This window comes from Chryseobacterium sp. UF-81, assembly GCF_058245105.1.
The window spans coordinates 122,125-144,858 of the sequence record NZ_JBSIBX010000007.1; the positions used below are offsets into that span (position 1 = coordinate 122,125).

General features: G+C 38.1%; 21 protein-coding genes. 12 read left to right on the plus strand and 9 right to left on the minus strand.

Annotation, left to right across the window (positions count from 1 at the left end):
• Positions 1-77: 77 nt before the first annotated feature.
• Entirely contained in the window at positions 78-686 is a 609-nt protein-coding gene (locus tag AC4IFE_RS11640) for a hypothetical protein (RefSeq protein WP_490757256.1), read from the plus strand.
• 52 nt (positions 687-738) lie between these two features.
• Here the strand turns inward: AC4IFE_RS11640 and AC4IFE_RS11645 are convergent, their stop codons facing one another.
• From AC4IFE_RS11645 to AC4IFE_RS11660, 4 genes are read right to left on the minus strand one after another with little or no spacing between them, the layout of a single operon-like run.
• Positions 739-2,076 (minus strand): UDP-N-acetylmuramate--L-alanine ligase, encoded by a 1,338-nt coding sequence (locus AC4IFE_RS11645; RefSeq protein WP_490757258.1) that lies wholly within the window; start codon positions 2,074-2,076, stop codon positions 739-741.
• Positions 2,077-2,078: 2 nt separating this feature from the next.
• A complete protein-coding gene (locus AC4IFE_RS11650; RefSeq protein ID WP_490757260.1) occupies positions 2,079-2,525 on the minus strand; it encodes a hypothetical protein in 447 nt (148 codons plus the stop codon).
• 12 nt (positions 2,526-2,537) lie between these two features.
• Entirely contained in the window at positions 2,538-3,344 is an 807-nt protein-coding gene (locus AC4IFE_RS11655) for a lysophospholipid acyltransferase family protein (protein ID WP_306844118.1), read from the minus strand.
• Between the two features lie 27 nt (positions 3,345-3,371).
• Positions 3,372-4,001, minus strand: coding sequence for an NUDIX hydrolase (locus AC4IFE_RS11660; protein ID WP_490757262.1), 630 nt, complete (start codon positions 3,999-4,001; stop codon positions 3,372-3,374).
• Between the two features lie 338 nt (positions 4,002-4,339).
• Between AC4IFE_RS11660 and AC4IFE_RS11665 the strand changes: the two genes are divergently transcribed.
• The 6 genes from AC4IFE_RS11665 (at position 4,340) to AC4IFE_RS11690 (ending at position 9,797) form a co-directional block, all read left to right on the plus strand.
• Positions 4,340-5,158 (plus strand): hypothetical protein, encoded by an 819-nt coding sequence (locus AC4IFE_RS11665; RefSeq protein WP_490757264.1) that lies wholly within the window; start codon positions 4,340-4,342, stop codon positions 5,156-5,158.
• A gap of 159 nt (positions 5,159-5,317) precedes the next feature.
• Positions 5,318-5,719: a hypothetical protein gene (locus AC4IFE_RS11670; RefSeq protein WP_490757266.1), complete on the plus strand. Its 402-nt coding sequence runs from the start codon at positions 5,318-5,320 to the stop codon at positions 5,717-5,719.
• Positions 5,720-5,729: 10 nt separating this feature from the next.
• Entirely contained in the window at positions 5,730-6,461 is a 732-nt protein-coding gene (locus tag AC4IFE_RS11675; protein ID WP_490757268.1) for a CsgE family curli-type amyloid fiber assembly protein, read from the plus strand.
• A gap of 11 nt (positions 6,462-6,472) precedes the next feature.
• Positions 6,473-6,883, plus strand: a complete 411-nt coding sequence (locus tag AC4IFE_RS11680; RefSeq protein WP_490757270.1) for a curli production assembly/transport component CsgF — start codon at positions 6,473-6,475, stop codon at positions 6,881-6,883.
• A gap of 26 nt (positions 6,884-6,909) precedes the next feature.
• Positions 6,910-8,274 (plus strand): CsgG/HfaB family protein, encoded by a 1,365-nt coding sequence (locus AC4IFE_RS11685; protein WP_490757272.1) that lies wholly within the window; start codon positions 6,910-6,912, stop codon positions 8,272-8,274.
• An 11-nt stretch (positions 8,275-8,285) separates the two neighbouring features.
• Positions 8,286-9,797, plus strand: coding sequence for a carboxypeptidase-like regulatory domain-containing protein (locus AC4IFE_RS11690; protein ID WP_490757274.1), 1,512 nt, complete (start codon positions 8,286-8,288; stop codon positions 9,795-9,797).
• A gap of 272 nt (positions 9,798-10,069) precedes the next feature.
• Here AC4IFE_RS11690 and AC4IFE_RS11695 read toward each other — a convergent pair whose 3' ends face one another.
• From AC4IFE_RS11695 to AC4IFE_RS11715, 5 genes are all read right to left on the minus strand, one after another.
• Positions 10,070-10,717: a response regulator transcription factor gene (locus AC4IFE_RS11695; protein WP_490757276.1), complete on the minus strand. Its 648-nt coding sequence runs from the start codon at positions 10,715-10,717 to the stop codon at positions 10,070-10,072.
• A 228-nt stretch (positions 10,718-10,945) separates the two neighbouring features.
• Entirely contained in the window at positions 10,946-11,416 is a 471-nt protein-coding gene (locus AC4IFE_RS11700) for an OsmC family protein (protein WP_490757278.1), read from the minus strand.
• Positions 11,417-11,705: 289 nt separating this feature from the next.
• Complete coding sequence (locus AC4IFE_RS11705) at positions 11,706-13,265, minus strand: Rne/Rng family ribonuclease (RefSeq protein ID WP_490757280.1); 1,560 nt, start codon at positions 13,263-13,265, stop codon at positions 11,706-11,708.
• A 364-nt stretch (positions 13,266-13,629) separates the two neighbouring features.
• Complete coding sequence (locus tag AC4IFE_RS11710; RefSeq protein ID WP_002984212.1) at positions 13,630-13,920, minus strand: HU family DNA-binding protein; 291 nt, start codon at positions 13,918-13,920, stop codon at positions 13,630-13,632.
• Positions 13,921-14,058: 138 nt separating this feature from the next.
• The gene (locus AC4IFE_RS11715) at positions 14,059-14,646 is read right to left on the minus strand and encodes a response regulator transcription factor (protein WP_490757282.1); all 588 of its coding nucleotides are present in this window, start codon (positions 14,644-14,646) and stop codon (positions 14,059-14,061) included.
• A gap of 264 nt (positions 14,647-14,910) precedes the next feature.
• Between AC4IFE_RS11715 and tssO the strand changes: the two genes are divergently transcribed.
• From tssO to AC4IFE_RS11740, 5 genes are all read left to right on the plus strand, one after another.
• Positions 14,911-15,444: a type VI secretion system TssO gene (tssO, locus tag AC4IFE_RS11720; protein WP_490757284.1), complete on the plus strand. Its 534-nt coding sequence runs from the start codon at positions 14,911-14,913 to the stop codon at positions 15,442-15,444.
• 14 nt (positions 15,445-15,458) lie between these two features.
• Positions 15,459-15,986, plus strand: a complete 528-nt coding sequence (locus tag AC4IFE_RS11725) for a type VI secretion system transmembrane protein TssO (protein ID WP_490757286.1) — start codon at positions 15,459-15,461, stop codon at positions 15,984-15,986.
• Positions 15,987-16,031: 45 nt separating this feature from the next.
• Complete coding sequence (locus AC4IFE_RS11730) at positions 16,032-16,940, plus strand: PKD domain-containing protein (RefSeq protein ID WP_111955796.1); 909 nt, start codon at positions 16,032-16,034, stop codon at positions 16,938-16,940.
• 44 nt (positions 16,941-16,984) lie between these two features.
• Positions 16,985-19,384: a type VI secretion system protein TssR domain-containing protein gene (gene tssR / locus AC4IFE_RS11735; protein WP_490757289.1), complete on the plus strand. Its 2,400-nt coding sequence runs from the start codon at positions 16,985-16,987 to the stop codon at positions 19,382-19,384.
• Between the two features lie 822 nt (positions 19,385-20,206).
• A complete protein-coding gene (locus AC4IFE_RS11740; protein WP_490757291.1) occupies positions 20,207-22,702 on the plus strand; it encodes an ATP-dependent Clp protease ATP-binding subunit in 2,496 nt (831 codons plus the stop codon).
• Positions 22,703-22,734 lie beyond the last annotated feature (32 nt).

A 22,734-nucleotide genomic window follows, 5' to 3' on the forward strand; every position in this document is an offset into this window, starting at 1 on the left:
CCGGAAGTCTGTTATTATAGAAACTTTTAAGGACATCAATTTGATAATTATAAAAATTAAAACCAACGAAAACATACATGAAAGTTTCAGAAGGAATCCAAAGATCACTTCCGTTCGGCTACCTTTTCCTTGTAGTGATGGGAATATTAAAAGAAAGTGTCTTCTACTATCAGATTGGCATTAATATTTTAAAATATTCAACGATAATGGATATTCTGGTAAGCCCGATCGCTACTTTAACATCGCATCCGGTAGTATTGATAGCCGTCATTGCGGTAGTAGTGTTTTCCTATGCTTTTCCGGCCTATTTATCCAAACAGGCTAATAAGAATAAACCATGGGCTATAAAAATGTCTGCTCTCAAGGATCATGAAAATATGAGTAAAGAAAAAATAGAGCAACATTTTACCAATATGTTTATAAGGTTCCTTGCCATGATGTTATTGTCTTTCTTTATAGGAATAGGGTATGGTGAAGGAATGGCATTAACCAAAAAAATAAAGGAAAACAGACTTAAATATAATTATACACTGGACTATAGTGATGGGAGTGCAGAAGAAATCTATCTGATAGGATCAAACAGTATGTATTATTTTTATCTGGCAAAGCGCAGTAAAACGGTCAAAATTACACCAATTGGATCAATAAAAAGCATCGAATTGACTAAGAACAAAAAGATAGAATAAAATCAGTGAGTAAATAAAAAGCTCTGAAGAATTTCTTCAGAGCTTTTGTTTATTATTTTGTCAAGTCCAGGCCACCAAAATTTCCGGAGCTCATCATCAGGAAAACACCATCAGTTTTATCCAGCGTTTCCCAATAGGCATGAAGTTCTTCGGCATTGGTAAATACCCTCAAGGCATCATTTTTGAACTTTTCTTTAATGAATTCCGGGGAAATAGGTTCCATTCTTTTGATCTTTAATGCATCTTCAGAATAGAAAACAATGGCTTCATCCAGACCGTCCATAGCATGATCGTATTGCTCAAGGAATAACGGATTTAAACTGGAATACGTGTGAAGCTCCAGAAAACCGTATTTTTTCTCTTTTTTAAACTGCTCGCAGAAAGCCTTAACTGCAGCTTTTACTTTACTAGGTGCGTGGGCAAAATCTTTGTATAGAATTCCCTGATCTTCTCTTTCTACTTTTTCAAGGCGTTTGGAAGCTCCTTTGAAGCTCATAATGGCTTCGTAGAAATCTTCATCCATAATACCCAGCTGTCGGCAGATATGCCTTGCGCCTTCCATATTCAGGAGATTGTGAGCGCCAAAAACAGAAAGAGGAACATCACCCATTTCCGTTTTTAAATATACTTTTCCATTGCTGATCTCATATTCAGGAGTTTTGTAAGGGATTTTTCTGAAATAATTTTCAGCTGCCTCCACTACCTTTACGACCTCTGCATCTTCTTCATTGTAGACCAGAACACCGCCGGGAGTAATGCTTGCAACGAATTTTCTAAACTGCTCTGTATAATCGTCAAATGTTTTGAATACATTGATGTGATCCCATGCAATACCACTCATTAAAGCAATATTAGGCTGGTACAGAAGAAACTTTGAACGGAGATCAATAGGAGAGGAAAGGTATTCATCACCTTCCAGAACCATAAAATCATTCTCCTGTGTAAGCTTTACCATGCAGTCAAAACCTTCCAGCTGTGCACCCACCATAAAATCCACGTCTTTCCTGTGAAAGTTCAGCACATGAAGAATCATAGAAGTGATCGTTGTTTTACCGTGTGAACCGGCAATAACCACTCTTGTCTTGTTTTTTGACTGTTCGTAAAGGAATTCAGGATATGAATAAATTTTTAAACCCAGCTCTTTTGCTTTTGCGAGCTCAGGATTATCCTGATGCGCATGCATCCCCAGGATAACCGCATCAATATCCGCAGTGATCTTTTCCGGGAACCAGCCCATTTCTTGGGGTAGAATTCCTTTCTTTTCCAGTCTGGATTTTGAAGGCTCAAAAATAGCATCATCCGAACCTGTTACCTGATATCCTTTGTCTTTTAACGCAATAGCAAGATTATGCATGGCGCTTCCGCCGATAGCAATGAAGTGGGTTTTCAACTTTATTTATTGTTTTTTTTTACATTGTTATTAATAACCTCCTGGAAAGCATTCAGAATATTGTTCCAGTTCGTGGTAAAGTTCGGCATCATCATACTGGCGTCAGACTTGCTGCCTTCATTCGGTCCTTTCTTTACATTGATGGAAGTGGTCACATGATCATACAGCTTTTTGTGGTCTTCCTGTATCCTTCTGAAATTGTTCTGGGAAAGGGTCTGGTCCAGTTTCTTTAAATCTTCATCAGAAATTTTAAAGTCCTGTTTGTATTTTTTCCCCGCCTCCTCTAAAGAATAATGTGCATTATTACCTTTGATGAGTAAATTCTCGTACCTGGGAGCATAACCTCCGCTTCTGGAATAGCTTATATCAAAATCTGAATATACTTTCTGACTGTTACACGAAACTAATACCAAGACCGTGAATAAGATCCCTAATATTTTGTTCATCATTTTCAACTTACTTTAATTATTTGAATCCTTTTGTTCTAATTTTTTAGCTTTAAGTTCTTCATCATAATTGTGTAGTACATTGAAATCTTCTGTCTGCTCAATGGCAGTCATGATCTTTAATAAAATTTCCGGCGCTTTTTCATTGTCATAATCTATATCCAGAGGTGCCTTAAACTCCATGGTAGGTTTTACGCCGGTAACCTTTACCCGGAGGCCTTTCTTGTCAAATGCCCTTCTGAAACCGTTGATCTTGATAGGGATCACAATCGGGCGCTGATTTTTGACCAGCTTGGCTGTGCCTCTTCGTCCCTGGGCAAAAGCAGATGTAGTACCCTGAGGGAAAGTAGCTACCCAGCCGTTGTCCAAAGCTTTCATAATATTGTCAACTTCTGTGAGATCTACCATTCTGTTGACTGTTTTACCCTCTGCTCTCCAGGTTCTTTTTACCGTTACAGCGCCCGCAATTTTGAAAATCTTAGGAAGAATCCCTTTATTCATGGTTTCTTCTGCAGCTACATAGTAAAAGTCGATCTTTGGGTTCAGCAGGTAGATAGGGTTTTTAATTGTGTCCAGATAACCGTTGTTCACAGCGCAGAATGCATGATACATTGCTGCGACATCTGCAAAATAGGTCTGATGGTTAGATACAAAAAGCACATTGGAATCGGGAAGATCCACAAGATGTTCTGTACCGGTTATCCTTAATTTATTAAAGCCGTTGAACCTTCTGTAGGACACAACTCCTAAAATAAAAATGATAAACCTTTTTAAAAAATAAGGTGTTCCGAATGCATCGGTGAAAATATTTTTCTTCGCCATCTCTTAATTAAACACGATAGTGCAAAGTTACATTTTTTTCAACAACTGGCTAAACTCGCTCAATATCATTGCTGTAGCGCCCCAGATGATGTATCCGTTGAAATTAATAACCGGCACTTCATGTCCGGAAGCACTTGGCAGCGCCATAATTTCGGGATTATCCGGCAGGCTGAGAAAGGAAGTGATAGGAAATTCTATAGTTTCTACCGCTTCACTTTGCTGAAGAACGAAAAGCGGGTTCTTTTTAGTATACGAAATGTAGGGGTAAACATAAAAATTACTCGGTGGTATATAGATAGGAGACATCTCCCTGATTACCCTTATATAATGTTTGTCTATACCAATCTCTTCCGAAGTTTCACGTACTGCGGTCTCTGCAAAATCCCTGTCCATTTCCTCGCGTTTGCCGCCGGGTAAAGAGATCTGTCCGCTGTGTCTGTCGTGCTCGTTGATGGTTCTTTGGATCAGCGGGAAATACCATTCATTATCCTTTAAATAAAGAACAATGTTAACAGCTGCAAATTTTGGATTTTTTGCCAACACTTCATCATACGTAAATACAGGACGGGAAGGAGGCGAAAATACTCCATGGGCATTTGTTCCCGGGAGCTCTACATTTGTAATTTTCCTCAATAAATCTTTTCCAAAACTTTCCATACCTCAAATTTAGCAATATATACTGAAGAAAAGAATAGGCATTAACATTAATTAACCATTGAAAAAGATTTAAAAATTAAAGCTTAAAAAAATAAACGGCTAACAAAAGGAATTTTTTTATTCTGTGTAATTAGAGTTATTTTGTTTATTTAATTGAAAATCAATGTTTAGTATGCCGTATTTTTACGTAACTGAAACAGGTGATGCAGAAAAAACAGATTATAGTTACATTCAAAACTGTAAACCGTGATTTTGAAAATTTACACCTTAGCAGTGGTTTTTCATTTTGGTTTAGAATATACCTTTGTCATACTATTAACCAATTAATTTTTATCAAAATGAAAAACTTTATTACCGGTGTTTTTACACTAATGACTATGAGTTTCAGCTTCGCACAATCAAACATTGATGTGACTGCCCAGATCGGGAACTTGAATACTGCTACTGTTGATCAGACAGGTCTTTTCAATATCAACTCTCTTACACAGGATGGAAACCGGAATACGGCAGACATAGACCAGGTAGGCGCTCTGAATATAAATACTGCCCAAAGTATCGGAAACAGAAACTCAATTGATGCAGACCAAACTGGTCTCGGCAATACCAATGATGTAAGCCAAATGGGAAACAGAAACTCAGCAGTTACCTGGCAGCTTGGTGCATTTAACTCTACAGAACAAACCCAGATCGGAAGAAGAAATGAAACATCTTCTATACAGCTGGGGCTGGGAAATGCTGTATTACAATATCAGGATGGCAGAAGAAATGATGCTTCAGCAATTCAGTTAGGTATCGGAAATGATGCTTATCAGGTTCAGCTTGGAAGAAGAAATGCTGCCAGCGGTCTTCAGGTAGGAAGCGATAACCTTTTAGTACAGTATCAGGACGGTGATGATAACAGTGCCACACATGATCAGGTAGGTAATAATAATATTGCTGCTTCTGTTCAGATCGGGGATGATAATACGGCTATGGGAGTACAGGTTGGAAACAGCAACCAGCTATACCAAATTCAGTTGGGAGATTCCAATACCGCGATTGATGTTCAGATGGGTAACAACAACTTTAGCTGGGTAGCCCAAAGCGGAGATTCTCACATTCATGTAGGAACTCAGATGGGTAACGGAAATTCAATGGTTATTAATCAATCCAATTAAATATGTATGGTAATCTAAAATAAAAGGAGAGGCTGCGGTTTTCTCCTTTTTTAAGCTTTTCATGATAAACATACCCACAAACCGTGATTTTATATTTCTACCTGCTGGGTATGTTTTTCCGGATACTTTATCCATGTACCTTTATTAAAAATTAATACCATGTTTAAACCGGGGTGGGTTGCCTTTACACTTTTCGCCGTACTATATGTACAGGCACAGCAAGTAGACTGGGACAAACTCAACAGCAATACGGTTCTTGATCTTATGACAAGACAGCAGACAGAGCAGCAGGGACTTTACGGTTCCAGTATTATTCAGGTCGGAGATTATAACAATACGGAACTTTCTCTTAATGCCAGAACAAATATTGCCGTACAGCAGCTGGGAGACTTCAATACACTTTATTTTATCAATTCTTTTACAGATAAGGAAAATAAAACAGCAGTTACTGCACAGGGAAATAACAATATCATTGATATTACCGGAAGCAATACTATTTCAGACGGAATGCAGATCAATGTAAAAGGTGACAACAGAACCATTTTTATGAGAAATTATTAAAACAGAAGTCATGAAATTTTTATACTCCTTAAGACTGTGTACTTTATGTATCTTGCTTTCTACAATGGTTTGCGGGCAGGAAGATAAAAAAGTAAATGCCAGGATCGAAAGCAGTATCCTTGAAAATCAGATCAGGCTTAAAGCAGTTGTTACCAATAATATGGCAGTGTATAAAGAACTGAATTACCTTTTGATTTCCATTAAAAAAGGAAGTGCAGGAAATCTTTCCAACAACCAGCAGAGTGGGAAATTCTCCATCAATCCCAATGAAGTAAAAGTTTTATCCGAGATCAATGTTAATCTTGAAAAGAAAGATGCTCTGAAAGTTTTTCTGTATGTAAAAGATGAGGAAAGCCAGAAACTGATTGCAAAAGACAGTCTGGAACTCAATAATGATCTGTTCAAAAAGAAAACGGCCAGAGTAGAAGAAGACGCTGTCTTTGAACTGAAAGGCCTTACCATCGATGAAACCAAATCGAAGATCGGAAAAGATTTTTATGATCTTTTTTATCTTCAGTACAGCCAGATTCCCGACAAAAGCAGCAGTGCGGTTACCATTTCCGAACTTCCCCTTCGGGGGACCAGCGGCCAGATCAGCATCCAGATCGATGACAGAATTATCTACAGCTTCATGACCAATCCCAGTGATGATTATCTGAAAGAACAACTGGCTGCCAGCTTAAAATATATCAAAGAATTTAATGCAAAGAAAAACCTTATTAAAAATGAATTTATCTACTAAAAACGTCCGCCATGAAAACTTTTATCATTATTTTAATCTTTATTGCGGGTATTTTCTCCGGAAAATCTCAGCAGCTCGTTTATAAGCCAGTCAATCCGGCATTCGGAGGTGATACTTTTAATTATCAGTGGCTTTTAAGTTCAGCAAACGCTCAGAATCAGTTTGATGAAAAAGACGATCACAGCAGTTTCCTTGATAATATTAATTCTCTTGACAGTTTCAGCCAAAGTCTCAACAGGCAGGTGCTGAGTGAGCTGTCCAGGAAATTATTTGAAGATCAGTTCGGGGAAGGCAGTATAAAGCCGGGAAATTATCTTTTCGGATCACTTTATCTGCAGATTACTGCTACAGCCCAGGGACTTTTGATCAATATTTTGGATACCAGTTCAGGCGATCAGTCCGAGATCGTAATTCCAAAATAAAAAAATAACTAAAAACCAAACTTACCATGAGAACTTACACTTACACCAGAATTTTTTTCTGTACGTTCCTGCTGTGCTTAATGCAGGCCTGCAGTTCGTTCCTGGGTCTTCCTTCCGATCCTGAAAGATCCACTATGGGAGAGCTCACGCCCTCTACTGCCGAACTGAGGAACCTTCCTCTTCCCAAAGAAAAAATAGTCATCGGCGTGTACAAATTCAGGGACCAGACCGGTCAGTACAAACCCTCCGAAAACGGGAACAACTGGAGTACGGCTGTTCCACAGGGAACAACCACCATCCTTATCAAAGCACTGGAAGACAGTCGATGGTTTATCCCCATTGAAAGAGAAAATATTGCCAATCTTTTAAACGAGAGGCAGATCATCCGGTCCACAAGACAGGAATACATGAAAGATGCTGATAAAAACAGCCAGTCACTTCCACCTCTTCTCTATGCAGGAATTCTTCTTGAAGGTGGCGTGATTTCTTATGACAGCAATATCATGACCGGTGGCCTGGGTGCAAGATACTTCGGAATAGGAGCCTCTACACAATACCGCCAGGATAGGATTACCATTTATCTGCGTGCTGTTTCTACCCTTAATGGGGAAATCCTCAAAACCGTTTATATTTCCAAAACCATTCTTTCCACCAGCGTAAACGGCAGCTTTTTCAGATATATTGATACAGAGAGGCTGTTGGAAGCAGAAGTTGGCCTTACCCAGAACGAGCCTGTACAGCTTGCAGTAACTGAAGCAATAGAGAAGGCAGTAAGGTCTTTGATTGTTGAAGGTATCAGGGATAAAATATGGGGAAAATCATCTGATGATTTAACCGGTTACCAGGCTCTGATCAATGATTACAATAAAGAACAGGAGGACAATGTAGGCAGAACGGTGGGAAATAAATTTCCGGAAAATTACAGACAGAAAATATCCGTTTTTGCCAATGTGGAAGCTCAGAAAATTAAAGATGATTATGTAAACCCTAAAATGAATGCAGGCGGAAAGCTGGGGATAAAATACTTTATAAGTCCCAATTTCAATATAGAAACCAGCGCCAGCTATTTTACTTTAGAGAATCAAAATATTGTTAAAAGAAATTATATCGTTCCGGAGCTTAATCTTGAATTTCTTCTGTTCCCGAAGTACAGGCTCAGTCCATACGTTTACGGTGGAGCAGGAGCTATGTTTTCAAAATATAAACCTCAATACAAAGGACAGTTTGGCGGCGGGCTGGAATACATGATCGGAAATAATATGGCAATCCGGGCTTCATCACAGTATGATATCGGTTTTAAAGATGACTGGGAGGGAATGGTGAATGGAAAAAGAAAAGACCAGGCACTCCGGTTTGCTCTTGGAATCAATTTTTACCTTGGAAACAAATAAAAACATGAACTATGAAAACTTTAATTAAAATACTCAGCATATTCATCCTTACTTTTTGTCTGTTTTCATGTAATGAAGATCTTATAGAACAGGCTCAGACAGGATCATTGAAAGGAAAAGTTGTAAAACGGGGTACCAATGTACCCATTCCTAATGTGAAAATTTTTACAGCACCTACTACACAGACGGTTTTCAGCGGAACAGACGGCACATTCGAAATTGCCTCGATGCCGATAGGGAATTATTCTGTGAAAGCAGAGCTGTCTGGATATCTTACCAATTTTCAGGGTGTTAACATACAAAGTGAAAGCCAGGTTGTAACCGTGGTTTTTGAAATGGATGATGATGAATCGCTTAATTCTCCTCCTTCTGCGCCGCAGTTGCTAAGTCCGGTAGACAATGCAGTCAATCAACCCTTAAACGTTGAGCTGACGTGGACCGCTACCGATCCTGACACAGCCGATGTTTTAAGATATAGTTTAACAATTAAAAATAACCTCGATACGAATGTGATTCAGGTTAATGATTTGACGGCGAAGCATTATTCGCTTTCAAATTTGAAGTTTGGTGTTAGTTACTTCTGGCAGGTGTCTGTTTCGGACGGCATTCACCCGCCAGTTTTAAGCTCTGTCAGTAAATTTACCACCAACATGGTTCCGGCTAACCGGTATCATTATGTACAGAAGCAGAGCGGAAATTTTGTAATCATGTCAAGTGATGCGCAGGGGAATAAATTTCAGTTTACCAGTTCATCTTACAACAGCTGGAGGCCGAGGAAAAATAATAATGCCGGATTGATCGCATTTCTGAGGACCGAAGGGGGAAGTACCCATATTTATACGGCAAACCCTGACGGATCCAATCTTTTTAAAGTAACCACAGTACCGGCGGCAGGTTTTAATAATTATGAACTCGATTTTGCCTGGAGTACAAACGGCCAGGAAATTCTTTATTCAAATTTTAATAAATTATACAGGATCAATAAGGACGGAAGCGGGCTGACATTGGTTTACACCACTCCTGACGGAAGTATGATCTCTGAATGCGACTGGAGCTATGACGGCAGCAGGATTGCCTTAAAAACGAACGACTACAGCGGTTACAATACAAAAATATACCTGATTGATATGACCGGAAGTGTCTTGAAAACTATTGTTTCAGGAGTATCCGGAGCCTCAGGCGGACTGAATTTCTCTGTGGACGGCCAAATGCTAATATATACCAGAGATATGTCAGGGTACCAGGACGGAAGCGGAAATTACCGCCAGCTGGATTCCCATATCTTTATCTATAGACTGGTAAACGATACTGTTTATGATATTTCTGCAGAAAGCGAAAAACCACTGGGTACCAATGATCTTGACCCGAGGTTTTCTCCGAATAATGCCCAGATCATCTTTATGAATACTTCCAATGATAATATCTCGCAGAAGAATGTAATGGTTATTGATCTCAACAGTTCTATGACCGATCTTTCAAGAACATCTCTTTTCACCGATGGTGAAATGCCGGATTATGAATAGGGAAGGCGTGTGATGAGTATGGGTGTTTGAGAGGTTAGAGTTTAGAGTTTTTGGGGTGGGAAGTCTGAACTGAAATTTTTGAATGCTGAAATATTCAAAAGGAAGGTTGATATCTGGTGACTGAGGCTCCCGAAGCCACCAGTAATAATGTTGGTTTATAATTCACTTTTCACTTGCGAAGCAAAAATTCACCATTGACTTTCTTCACCCCGAAAAAATTCCAAACCTTCAGGTTTGGAATTTTTTCGGGGTGAAGTGAAATTATTTTTTCATCAGTCGATAATGTGGTTTTCTAAGGCATATTTTACAATTCCTACGGAATTTTTGGCATTTAGTTTTAAGAGAATTCTTTTGCGGTGGGTTTCTACAGTATTGATACTTATAAAAAGCTTTTCCGAAATATCTTTGCTGCTGAATCCGTCGCATATCAGTTTAAGGATTTCCATTTCTCTGCGTGTAAGGGGTTCTTTCATGTGCGGGTTGGGTTTTCCTTCCTCGCTGCTCATAAAGTTGATCATTCTTTCCTTGGCATTGTCACAGATGTAGATTTCGTTCAAAAGCAGAACATTGATGGATTTCAGAAATTCGTCGTATGTGCTGTTTTTGTCAAGGTAGCTTTTTATGCCTTTGTTAAAAAGCTTCCGGATGTCTGTCATATCGTAACTATTGCCTATGACAATAATTTTGATTTTTTTGTTTGTGGAGGTAATGTCTTCTACAAGTCTGAAAATCTCTGTAAGCATAAGCATATTGGAGCTTATAACCAGAATTTCCGGAGGATTTTCTTTTAATTGTTCAAATAAAGGTTCAAAAGAATTACAAATGTCAATCGTTTTAAAGATTTTGCTCTGTGAGAGCAGTTTTGATAAACCTTCTGTATACAGTAGCGGCTCATCAAAAATGATTAGTCTCGGTTTCATCATGGTTAGTTTTATTTATATAAAAATATAAAAAAAACTTTACATTTTAAATAAAAATAACAATTAATTGTAATTTTTTATAATAAAAACGATGATAAAATATGAATTTTATTGATTATTTGGCAAATAATTCTCTTATTGTGGAATTTTGAACGCTAATTTTAGAGTTATTGTAGCTGAAACCTAGTATTGGTGGTATTTATGATTAAATTAAAACTATAGTAAGAATTATTTAACTAACACGGTAGGGATATGTTTTACCGGGAAATTGACTGACCTGGCAATAAAACAAAATTCGCCTGCCCTGTGATGAAGTTCTTTTGCTTTTTCTATCATGGATTCTTCCGCCACAATCACTGTAGGATGTAACGTAACTGATGTAAAATGTCCGCTTCCATCCATTGTTTCGGTCATAGTTCCTGTTGCTTCATCCGTATAATGCATCACAATAATACCTTCCTCGGAGCAGAAATGGAGATACCATAACATATGGCAGGAAGAAAGTGAAGAAAGAAAGAGATCTTCGGGATTATGTTTGGTTTTATCTCCACGAAATGCAGGATCAGAAGAACCTTCAATGAGAGCCTTGTCTGCAATTTGAATCGTATGACTTCTTTCGTAATTTCTGTAGCTGCTGGTTCCTGTTCCCTTGTTGCCTGTCCAGGTGATTGTTGCTTTGTAGTGATGTTCTTTGCTCATTTTAGTAGAGAAATAAAAAAGTATCTGCTAAAATTAAGCAAATACTTTTAAAAGAAATTGGTGTTTTTCTTTCAATTCTTCATATCTGTCGTTGATCATGTGGCAGTATGGAGTAAATATTTTAGAATATTATTGCCTCCCGTTTGAAGCGAAAGAAAAATCCTTAGAAAAATAATTTGGCAAAAATAATTTGTACTGCAGGAAGCAGCACTATCATTTTGTTTATGTTTTAAACAGTGTAAAATATAAATAAAAAACCTCCAGTTTTCTGGAGGTTTAGAATTTTGTGTTAATTAGAATATCCAACCAATTCTTCTTTTTTCGAATTGTAAATCTTGTATTCTAAATATTTGAAAGAATCCCGTGGGATAATGGTAACCCATTTTTTATACTTCATAAACCATTTCATCTGGATGCTTTTGATTCCTTTGGTAAGGTAAGCTTCAACGAAAGGGTGTACATGCAGGTAAAGTTTTCCTTTATCCTTCTGTATAATATTCCTTATGGTTTCCTCCATTCTTTCCACGATTACGATCGGAGCTATAATTTCTCCGTCTTTGTTCGGGTTTTCTTCTTTGGTTTCGATCTGTTTTTCCGGACGGTTCCTTTGTCTGGTGATCTGGATCAGACCGAATTTGCTCGGCGGAAGAATTTTGTGACGTGCTTTGTCACGTTTCATTTCTTCTTTCAGATGCTCGTACAGATCCCTTCTGTGTTCAGGATTCTGCATATCGATGAAGTCGATTACAATGATGCCTCCCATATCACGGAGACGAAGCTGTCTGGCAATCTCGGTGGCTGCCATTTTGTTGACTTTCAGGGCGTGCTCTTTGTTTACAGAGGCTCCGGTTGTGATATTATTTCCGGAATTTACATCAATCACGTGAAGTGCTTCTGTATGCTCTATAACAAGGTAGGCACCTTTTGAACTTGGAATATTAACGTGTTTTCCGAAACTCTGCTTGAGCTGTTTCTCAACGTTGTAATATTCGAGAAGAGGAATGTGTGAATTGTAAAACTGGACAATATTCTTTTTTTCAGGAGCTATGACCTCCACGTAGTTGGTCATTTCGTCCGCCATCTGTTCATCGTCGCAGATGATGCTTACGAAATCCTGGTTGAAATTGTCCCGTAAAATAGCTGAAGCTTTGTCTTCTTCGCTTAAAACTCTGGCCGGAACCTTACTTTTCTGAATGTTTTTGAATGTGCTTTCCCATTTCTGGATCAGCTGATTCATGTCATTGTGAAGGTCTGCTACTTTTTTTCCTTCCGCTACGGTTCTTATGATGACACCGAAACCTTCAGGCTTGATGCTGTCAATAAGTGTTCTCAGTCTTTCTTTTTCTTCAGTTGTCCTGATTTTTTTAGAAATGGACACTTTGTTGTCGAAAGGGATCAGGACCAGAAAACGTCCTGTTAAAGAAACCTGGGTAGAGATCCTGGGACCTTTGGTGGAAATAGGTTCTTTAGTAATTTGAAGCAGAACAAGATCATCTTTTGCAATGACTTTGTCTACGGTTCCGTTTTTGTCTATTTCGGGTTGTATCTCGAAATTTTTTAAGCTTGAAGTGCTCTGTTTTTTAGAAATAGTATCTTTTAAAAACTTTCTGTAGGTGAGGTACTGTGGTCCCAGATCCTGATAATGCAGAAAAGCATCCTTATCGTACCCGATATTTACGAATGCGGCATTCAGGTTGGGTGCCAGTTTTTTTACTCTTCCTACAAACAGATCTCCAACTATAAATTCGCTTTTGTCCTCTTGCTCATGAAGTTCACATAGTCTTCCGTCTTCCAGTAGTGCAATCTTTGTAAGATCATCTTCATGCGAAACTATTAGTTCTTTCTTCATTTTGTATAAGATAAAAATTTATTAAGATTATAGGAAACTGGCGTATTTTTTAGCAAATAAATAATTTTAAATATAAGAATTTAGAATGAAACTGCTCTATATTTTTAAAAATATCTGCAATAGCCTTTTTTCCTTGGGAATCTTATAGTTGCAAACAAAAATATAGTCGGTGAACTCTAAATAAATAAAACCACCAACTATATTATTATATTGTAAACCTCGAAAAAAAGAGATTATTTTTTCTTATGTCTGTTTGCTCTTCTTCTTTTCTTTCTTTTGTGAGTTGCAACCTTGTGTCTTTTTCTTTTCTTTCCGCTTGGCATAATTTTAATTTTTTAGTAACTAGTTAATATTCAGTTAATTTTTATTTTACTGCGACTTTTGTTTTTACTTTCTCTACAAAAGATTTTGAAGGTTTGAAAGCAGGAATGTTATGAGCAGGAATCTCAATTGCAGTGTTCTTAGAAATATTTCTTCCTGTTTTAGCAGCTCTTGTTTTAATGATAAAAGATCCAAAACCTCTTAGATAAACGTTATCCCCATTATACATAGAAGTCCTGATCTCCTGCATAAAAGCTTCTACAACTTTCTGTGTTTCATTCTTTTCTGTTCCCAACTTATTTGAGATGGTGTTTACCAATTCTGCCTTTGTCATTTCCTTTTTTAATTTTAAATTTTAGGTGTGCAAATTTAGTTAAAAAAATTGAATACTAGCAAATTAGTGGCAAAATATTTTTGTTCAAAGAGTTGGAGTTTTTATGTTTACCCTATATTAATATTACGTTAAATCTCCCTACATGCTGGAATTGTAGTAGCCATTTTCTACGCAGAAACGGATGAGATGCAGTTTTGTTTTCAATCCCAGCTTTTCCGTAAGTCTGTTAATATAAGTATCAATCGTACGTGTGCTAAGGTTCAGTTTTTCAGCAATTTCCTTATTGCTGTAGCCTTCGTAGCAGAATTTCATAAGCTGTATTTCAGTAGGGCTCAGCTCTTCCTGGCCTTTCTTCTGTCTTTCCATATAGTTCTGTACCGCCAGAGGCTGCTGTTCCCATTCCTTAGAATATTTTTCGTAATCAAAGCTGTCAGAAGCAATGCTTCCTTTGATGAGATCTTTTATAATAGTGCTTTTTTTTTGGCAATAATAGATATTCGGAATTTTTGAAAGAATTTCTGCCATATCCTCCTGATAGGTGCTGGAGTAGGTTACGATAGGCGTTTCCGTGTTGTTTTTCCTGATGTATTTTATAGCCTCTATCCCGCTTAATACCGGCATGAACAGTTCTATGATAAACACATCTTCTTGTCTCCTGTAAATCCTGTTCACAAGTTCATGGCCATTATTACAGTCATTCAGAAGCATATAGAAGGGATTTTCCATAAGCGTTTTAATCATGATCTTCTTAAAGTAGAAGTCACTGTCAGCTATAGAAAACCGGACTGTGTTTGATAATAATTTACTCACTTTTAATATCGATTTGGTATTTTGATATTTAAAATTCAGAGGCCTAATTTATGAAAAACTTATGAAAGGTAAAATTAATCTTAGTTAAATAGGGTTTTCACGAAATTACATTAGGGAAAATACGTATTGTGCATAATTTTTTTTTTTTATATTTTCACAGGCCAAACAAATCACAAACATATGTCTTCTAACAGAGAAAAAAAACTAAACAAATCTGATGTCAGAGCAGGCATTTGGAAGTTTATTCTGTCTTTCGCCGTTTTATCGGTGGTATCTTTTCTGTGTTTATTCTTCTTTTTTAAAAGCTACAGTATACAACGGGAAGGAATCGTACGAGAAGCTGATGCTTATAAGGAACTTATGATGCGCGGTGACGTTCTCAGGGATCATGTAGATAAAATATATGACCAGATGAACCAGCTTAACATCAATAAGGTAGAAAATGATGTTTTCCTCAGAACCAGAATTATGGATGATGTAATGGAAGCGAAAAACATTATGGGCAAAGACAGTGCAGATAATTTTAAGCATTATGCGGTTCTGATGAAACAGATAGGGCCTATGCTGAAATTGAAGAATGATATCATAGGGGTAGAATCCCAGAAAAAGATTGTCCTCAGAGATCTTGAGGAATGTATAGCAAAAGTAGGAAGAGCCAACGGCCAGCTTAAGAAAGATCCTACAAGGAATTTTACAGGAGGAAGAAGAAGATAATAAAAAATAAGTATATGCAGGGATCTATTACATTATCTAAAAAAGAAAGGCATTATCAGTTTTTTTATTTAATACTGATGCTTTTAGCAGCGATGATATTCTTCGGAATCATCTTTTTAAAAGGTTACGATTCCCCATTTTCGGAAGAAGATGTAAGGGGAATACAAAGCCTGGATCAGAAGGCAGCATTCGAAAGCCAGCAAAAGATCTTACAGCCCGAAATGGACAGTACGTATGTTCTCATCAGCAGAATTGCAGACAAATCTCCGGAACCTTTCGCTGAAAACAATATTTTTAATGGAATTAACGGCCTTGCGAGTCATTTTCAAGGCAATAGCAATATCATGGATATCCGTAAAGATGCATATCCGCAGATCGCTAAATTCTACAAAATGTATTTTGAAGACAAAAAAGTTATTTCTACCACTACAGAAGATGTAAAAAGATTCGAAAAAGAAGTGGAAGACTGCAGAATCGGTTTTAAAGATAAGCAAAACCGCCTTTATGAAAGAGAAAATGCACTAAGGGCAAGAACCCAGTAAAAGAAATAAACATTAAAGGAATAAACACATCACAATCACTTAACTATGAATTATTTTCAAAAAAACAAAAAGAACATTATTATTGGTGTTATCGCAACGCTGCTTATTGCGGCACTCATTGCGTTATGGCTGCAGAAAAAGGTAATCCATTCTTCCGATGATATTGTAGGAGTAGTCTATCCTTCCTCACTCTCCGTAGGAGATACCCTTTTATTTGAGGATAAGACCCAGTTTGCAAAAACCAAGAGATGGAATTTTGGGGACGGAACAACTTCCGACAAAAGTACCGGAATACACTTTTACAACAAGCCGGGCTATTATTCGGTAAGCTTGATTATTGATAACAAATATAGCAAGACTTTCCCTGTAATGGTTTCGGCCAGATATCAGAAGCCACAAGACAGTGCGAAGATCAGTACCGTTATTGAAGCTCCTGCACAGGCAATGCAGAACGAAAATGTGCAGTTCCGTGCCGTTTCGGAAGCGACCCAGTTTGCATGGAAGTTTGGCGAAACAGGCAATATAGATGCTAAAGAGAAGATGGCCATTTATTCTTATAAAAAACCGGGAGATTACCGTGTGGCATTATTCACAGAAGAAAGTCAGGAACCTATTTATCACCTGATCAAGATTCTTCCGGCTTACAATTCTTTGCAGGAAGATGAAATACCTGTAGAAGATTCCTATAAAAAGGTTGATGATGACTTCAAATACCATTTGCAGCAGATTGCCAACGGGAACAGTTTTAATATGCATTACAACTACCTGTTGAGAACTTATCTGTGCAACAATGAGAACACGGTCGTAAAAGTAAGTGACAGTAAAGCGAATAATTTCTATATGTACTGTGCAGGACTTCAGTTTGACAAAAACGTTGTGATCCAGAGCGTAAAAGTGAACTTGGACGATAAACAGAACTGTGTAACGAAGGTAGATATAAACCAAAGCAAATAATAAAGTCCGGGATCCGGATACACCAATCATTAAAATAAAATAGGATGAAAAATAAATTTCCTCTAGCAGCATATTATATAGGACTATCAGTATTGTTAGCAAGTTGTCAGGTCAAGCTGCCGTCTAAAAGAACTCCTGAGCCATCCCAGTACGGTCAGGTAGACAATTCGCCGGTAGTGAACGGGTACCCCAAAAAAGCCGTCCCGTGGATCGTTATTTCAGACAGATCCAGAAATACGGCTTATCTTGATAAGAGTGACGAAAAATCTTACAAAGAAGTTAAGTTTCTCGAGCCTTTAATGGTTCTGAAACATAGAGATGGAATGGTAAAAGTAGCGGAATACGTTCCGGATGCCCTGATGAAAAAGGTTTCGTCAAAATCTATCAAAACTTATGGCTGGATCCCGGAATCCGATCTTCTTTTGTGGAACAATTCTTTAAAAAGCGAAAAAACAGGTTTCCCTGTAAGAGTCGCTGTAGTTCCGAATCACAGCGAAGTGATCAAAAGTGCAGAAAGATACTATAAGAACGACTCTATCATGGTGTTCAATTCACCAAGCCTTATAGAAGAAGCCAAGGTCAAAATTCCAAACGGACAGATGGTATATGTTTACAAGCAGGCAGAAAACAATAAACGCTTTCTGGTAGGTAAAAAACCTTCTATTGATATAGACAGCATCAGCACCAGCCTTTACGGATGGGTAAACGCCAACGTGATCTCTGCATGGGGTGAGCGTTCTGCCGTAAAACTGAAAAATGATACACAAGTTACAGAGTCTGCGTTAGGAATACATGAAGGATACCCTGGTGCAGCAGACGCAGAAAGCAGAACCGCAATTCTTCTTACAGATACCAACAAGAGAACACCCCTTGAGAATATTTATCCGGTAAATTTAGCATTGAATGAGGCTCCAACACCGGATTCCAAAACGAAGTACTTCACCAATATTTTAGATTACAGTAAAAATTATGTGTTCAATGTTTTGGGAGAAGAAATTTATTTTGACCGTTACAGGGAAATTACGGAAAGAGATAAAAATATCAACATCGTTTTTGCTCTGGATGTAAGTGCTCCGAATGCTCCTTATGCCCCGATTGTGAAATCTCTTCTTCAGGATCTGCAGCTTAGATTTGAAAAACCATCTTATTTCAATGGCGTAAAATACGGTGTTGTTTTATATAAGAACAATCCGTGTGGAGAAAATGTCATGACTTCCAATTTAAGCACAGATTACAGTAAGATCACAAAGTTCATTGATGAAAAAACCAATGAAATGAACTGTGCAAGCAACAGCGGATATCAGCCGGTAGGGGAAGCGCTTTCTGCTGCGGGAAACCTGCTTTCCAATGTTCCGGATGAAACCAATATTGTCGTAACTGTAGGTACTTCAGCCAATCAGAGTGGAAATATGTACAGCGTGATCAGTTCTCTTACACAGGCACAGGCCAGGGTGATTATGTTCCAGACCAGTGCAAGATCATCCGATACCTACAATGATTTTGTATTAATGTCTGAAAATGTAGTGACCAATACTGCCAAAAATATTGCTGAACTGAAAAAACAGAAGATCATCAACCAAAGTGATGTTCTCACCAAAAATAACTTTAACCTTGTAGAGGGTGATGCCGGATTCTTCTCGCTGGATTATCCAAAGCAGAGTATGTCGCAAGGATTTGTTATTTTCCCTAAAAAAGGGGATGTTGCAACTCCCGGATACCTGAAAAAATCTGTAGACAGTCTTATTGCACAGGTAACTTTAGACAACGAAACAATTGATAAGTCACTGAATGAGTATTTCCATTCCTCAGTGGGAGCCGGAAGGACAGATGTAGATCTGAAATATAAATACCTCTTCCCGGGCCTTACCAATCCGGTCTCTGCAGGAATTGCAGCACAGCTGATCAACTACGGAAATCCGTTCCTTGTAAAAGGATATATCCCGAAAAATCTGAAAGATTACAAGCCGGGCATAGAAAAAGGAATCCTTATTTCTGAAACGGAATATGATAACCTGAAGAACTTCTATACCGAAGTTTACCATAAGACCGAAGCTGAAAGAGCAGATTTTAACCAGTCCAGAGCGATTAAGGAGTATATCAAGCTTCTGAAAAAATATAATCCTACCTTACAATTCCTGGATAAGTCTGAACTGTATGAGAAGCCAATGGCCTATGCAGTAGGATTGAGTACCGGTTTTGATAATTCTGAAGATGAACTGATGTCTAAATACAAGCTGAAAGGCTGGAAAAAGCCTAAAATTGTTTTAAAAGAAACAGTAAGAGCATATTTCAAGAACTATAAGAATCTGGCAGAACATATGCTTTCCCACAGAAACAATCCGGCAGTGAAGATCCAGCAGAACGGACAAACTTTCTACTGGCTGAATGAGTACTTTATGCCGACCACTCAGACCGTTGATGAGCCGGAATACACAAAACATTAATTATTATAATATCATATCAAAAGCAGGAGTATAACTTCTGCTTTTTTTGTGTTTAAAAATCACATCTTATCCTTAAATTTTTAAACAGCAGCTTCCCAAGCTCACATTACAGGACTCAAAACAGAGCTCCAAAACTGTCCTATTTCTCATTTAAGTGTAAAATCTCTCTTTTTTCTCCGGATCCCAACAAATAAAAAACCTTGTTGTGGTGAATTCTGACAGGGATTCTTAAATCCAGAGTCGTAGAATTACTACAAAATGTGAAATTTTTATCGAAATACTTTTAGAATAGAAATAAGCTCTCTATATTTGTTAAACAAACACCACATCACAAAATATTAATAGTGAAAAAATTTACGGTTATGGCAAAAATTCAGGGATCATAATGTTCAATGACAGGAAATACAGGAGTTATTGAAGTCAGAATATAGATGATAACCGGCTTGAAGCCATATAACTAAGATGCACTATTACACATCAACATTCATAAGAAAAGATCGTCCGTTAAAGACGGTCTTTTTGCTTAAAATAAAAAAAAACAGATGCATTTCTTTAACAGTACACAGAAATATGAAAATAAGAACACAGAATGCCACGAAAGTTTTCATTTCAGCATTCAAAAATGACATGGGAATTTCAGAGATGTTTGATTTATTACCCGAAAACTTATTACTTCTCTGATTAAAGAATTAACTATCTTTATCCTACACACATTTTGCATAAAAAAGATATATTTGTAAAAAGGTAATACTTTGACAGATTGCACCAAATAATCTGATAAAACTAAGATAAACACAAACATATTAATATTAGAAAATTATAATGGGAGTACTAGTAACCAACGAAACAGTAAAACAGCTATTTCATATTGCTCAGTCGATAGCGAAAGAAAACTATAATGCCACATACGGCGGTCCGCATATTCTGCAGGCCTTAATGCATAAAGATATCGGCCTTAATGAATTTCTCAAAAGTATTGATAAGGATCCCGGCTACTTCTATGAATGGGCAGACGTCCGCATTGAAGATTATCCAAAAACAGCACATCTTCCCGATGAGGTACGTCAGGATGAAGCTGTAGACACACTTACAGAAGAAGCGGACGATATCCGCTTAAAATTGGGACTGGATGAGATCACCCCTATCTGTATCCTTACCGCTATCGTAAAGCCTCAGGTGGTTTTTTCACTTCAGCAGCTGAAATCGCTTCCCCTGAGAGAACATGAAATTTTCAACTTATATAGAAAAGACATGCCTTTCGCTGTATCTGAGGAGAGTGATTTTTCATCCCTTTTTTCAAACGGCTCAGATTTTACAGATTCATCATTTCCGTCAATCAAAAGCTATTGTGTAGACAGAACCGCACAGGCCAGAAAAGGCGATCTTGAAAATATTATAGGAAGGGATAAAGAACTCAGAATGCTCGTTGAGATTCTTTGCCGGAGAAGCAAGCCGAACGTCATCATCATCGGTGAGCCCGGGGTAGGAAAAACAGCTTTGGTAGAAGGTTTTGCCATAGAAATTACCAAAGGGAATGTTCCTGAAATGCTGAAAAACGCAACTCTTCTCGAACTGGACACCGGAGCATTGTTAGCCGGAACTTCCTATAAGGGCGAGATTGAAGACCGTCTGAAAAAAGTCATCAATGAATGTAAAAAAATTGAAAAGGCAGTTCTTTTCATCGACGAGATACATACCCTTCTTGATCCGAAAGGAAGCATAGGAAATGTAGCTAACCTCCTTAAACCCGAGCTGGCAAGAGGTGAAATTACCGTGATCGGAGCTACAACGCAGGAAGAATACAGAAAAATCATTGAACCGGAACAGGCTTTCAACCGCCGTTTTGAAGTTTTGACAGTCAATGAGCCGGATGAACAGACCTGTGTGAAAATGATCGATGTGCTTCTTGACGGCTACAAAAAACACCATGGTATTGAAGTAGAGAAAACATCTATCCCCGAATGCGTACGCCTGGCAAAAAGATATGCAAAAGGCAAAAAACTGCCCGATGCAGCAATTGATCTGCTAGACCGAACCATGGCTGCCATCAAAATGCTGGATGAGCTTTCAGAAAAAGAATTGGCAGGCTGGAAAGAAACTTACGAGGCCATTTTAAAAGAAGAATTTACCGACAGTAAAGACCAGGCTAATGAACTTATCTGGAACTATAATCTTCTGAGAGACAAAATAAGTCCTATTCTTTGGGGATCATTAAACGAGCAGCCGGTTATCGACAATTCCATGCCTGTTGACCAGATCCACAAGATCATTGATGATACCTATGCAGAGCTTTTACAGCATGCAGCTAAAAAGAGAGAAAAAGTCGACCGTCTGGAACTGGCAGCAGTAATGGCGGCAAAAACAAATATTCCTATCGGGAAGATCCAGGCACAGGAGAAAGAAAAGCTTCTGAATATGGAATCCCTTTTACTGAACAGGGTGGTAGGGCAGGATCATGCCTTAAAAATCCTGTCAGATGCCATTGTTGAAAACCGGAGCGGATTGAACAAGCCGGGACAGCCTATTGGGTCATTCTTCCTTCTGGGGCCTACCGGAACAGGGAAAACCGAGCTGGCGAAATCTATGGCAGAGCTTCTCTTCAATGATGAGAAAGCAATGGTACGTTTTGATATGTCCGAATTTAAAGAAGAACATTCCGCAGCATTACTCTATGGAGCGCCTCCGGGCTATGTAGGGTATGAAGAAGGAGGAATGCTGGTTAATAAAATCAGGCAGCAGCCGTATACTGTTGTTTTATTTGATGAAATTGAAAAAGCCCACCATTCCGTTTTTGATGTATTCCTACAGATTATGGATGAGGGGAAAGTTCACGACAAACTGGGAAAAGAGGGTGATTTTAGTAACGCTCTTATATTGTTTACTTCAAATATCGGAAGTGAAGAAATTGTAAAACAGTTTGAAGAAGGGAAAGTTCCGGAATCATCCACGCTGATGCAGATTATGTCCAATTCAGGGAGGTTCAGACCAGAGTTTTTAGCCAGGATCACAGAGATCATTCCGTTTGCCCCGATCACGGAATCTATTGCAGAACGAATTTTCAATATACAGTTGAAATCACTTCATACTTCACTGACAAGATTGGGAATGACCCTGAAGATCAGCGACGAAGCTGTGAAAAACCTTGCATTGGGAGGATTCAGCAGCAAATACGGAGCAAGACAGATTTCCGGCGTAATCCGTGCACAGCTGGCAAGACCGATTTCTAAAATGATCGTAAGGGAAGAAGTAAAATCCGGGCAGACAATCCATGTAGACTGGAATAATGAAGAAGAAAAGCTGAGCTGGAAAGTAGATTAAAATTATAAAGGAAGTCTGTCCGGGCAAACAAT

Coding starts and splice junctions, on each gene's coding strand:
- AC4IFE_RS11640 (WP_490757256.1), top strand. CDS start 78: ATGAAAGTTTCAGAAGGAATCCAAAGATCACTTCCGTTCGGCTACCTT.
- AC4IFE_RS11650 (WP_490757260.1), bottom strand. CDS start 2,525: ATGATGAACAAAATATTAGGGATCTTATTCACGGTCTTGGTATTAGTT.
- AC4IFE_RS11655 (WP_306844118.1), bottom strand. CDS start 3,344: ATGGCGAAGAAAAATATTTTCACCGATGCATTCGGAACACCTTATTTT.
- AC4IFE_RS11660 (WP_490757262.1), bottom strand. CDS start 4,001: ATGGAAAGTTTTGGAAAAGATTTATTGAGGAAAATTACAAATGTAGAG.
- AC4IFE_RS11665 (WP_490757264.1), top strand. CDS start 4,340: ATGAAAAACTTTATTACCGGTGTTTTTACACTAATGACTATGAGTTTC.
- AC4IFE_RS11670 (WP_490757266.1), top strand. CDS start 5,318: ATGTTTAAACCGGGGTGGGTTGCCTTTACACTTTTCGCCGTACTATAT.
- AC4IFE_RS11675 (WP_490757268.1), top strand. CDS start 5,730: ATGAAATTTTTATACTCCTTAAGACTGTGTACTTTATGTATCTTGCTT.
- AC4IFE_RS11680 (WP_490757270.1), top strand. CDS start 6,473: ATGAAAACTTTTATCATTATTTTAATCTTTATTGCGGGTATTTTCTCC.
- AC4IFE_RS11685 (WP_490757272.1), top strand. CDS start 6,910: ATGAGAACTTACACTTACACCAGAATTTTTTTCTGTACGTTCCTGCTG.
- AC4IFE_RS11690 (WP_490757274.1), top strand. CDS start 8,286: ATGAAAACTTTAATTAAAATACTCAGCATATTCATCCTTACTTTTTGT.
- AC4IFE_RS11695 (WP_490757276.1), bottom strand. CDS start 10,717: ATGAAACCGAGACTAATCATTTTTGATGAGCCGCTACTGTATACAGAA.
- AC4IFE_RS11700 (WP_490757278.1), bottom strand. CDS start 11,416: ATGAGCAAAGAACATCACTACAAAGCAACAATCACCTGGACAGGCAAC.
- AC4IFE_RS11705 (WP_490757280.1), bottom strand. CDS start 13,265: ATGAAGAAAGAACTAATAGTTTCGCATGAAGATGATCTTACAAAGATT.
- AC4IFE_RS11710 (WP_002984212.1), bottom strand. CDS start 13,920: ATGACAAAGGCAGAATTGGTAAACACCATCTCAAATAAGTTGGGAACA.
- AC4IFE_RS11715 (WP_490757282.1), bottom strand. CDS start 14,646: ATGGAAAATCCCTTCTATATGCTTCTGAATGACTGTAATAATGGCCAT.
- tssO (WP_490757284.1), top strand. CDS start 14,911: ATGTCTTCTAACAGAGAAAAAAAACTAAACAAATCTGATGTCAGAGCA.
- AC4IFE_RS11725 (WP_490757286.1), top strand. CDS start 15,459: ATGCAGGGATCTATTACATTATCTAAAAAAGAAAGGCATTATCAGTTT.
- AC4IFE_RS11730 (WP_111955796.1), top strand. CDS start 16,032: ATGAATTATTTTCAAAAAAACAAAAAGAACATTATTATTGGTGTTATC.
- tssR (WP_490757289.1), top strand. CDS start 16,985: ATGAAAAATAAATTTCCTCTAGCAGCATATTATATAGGACTATCAGTA.
- AC4IFE_RS11740 (WP_490757291.1), top strand. CDS start 20,207: ATGGGAGTACTAGTAACCAACGAAACAGTAAAACAGCTATTTCATATT.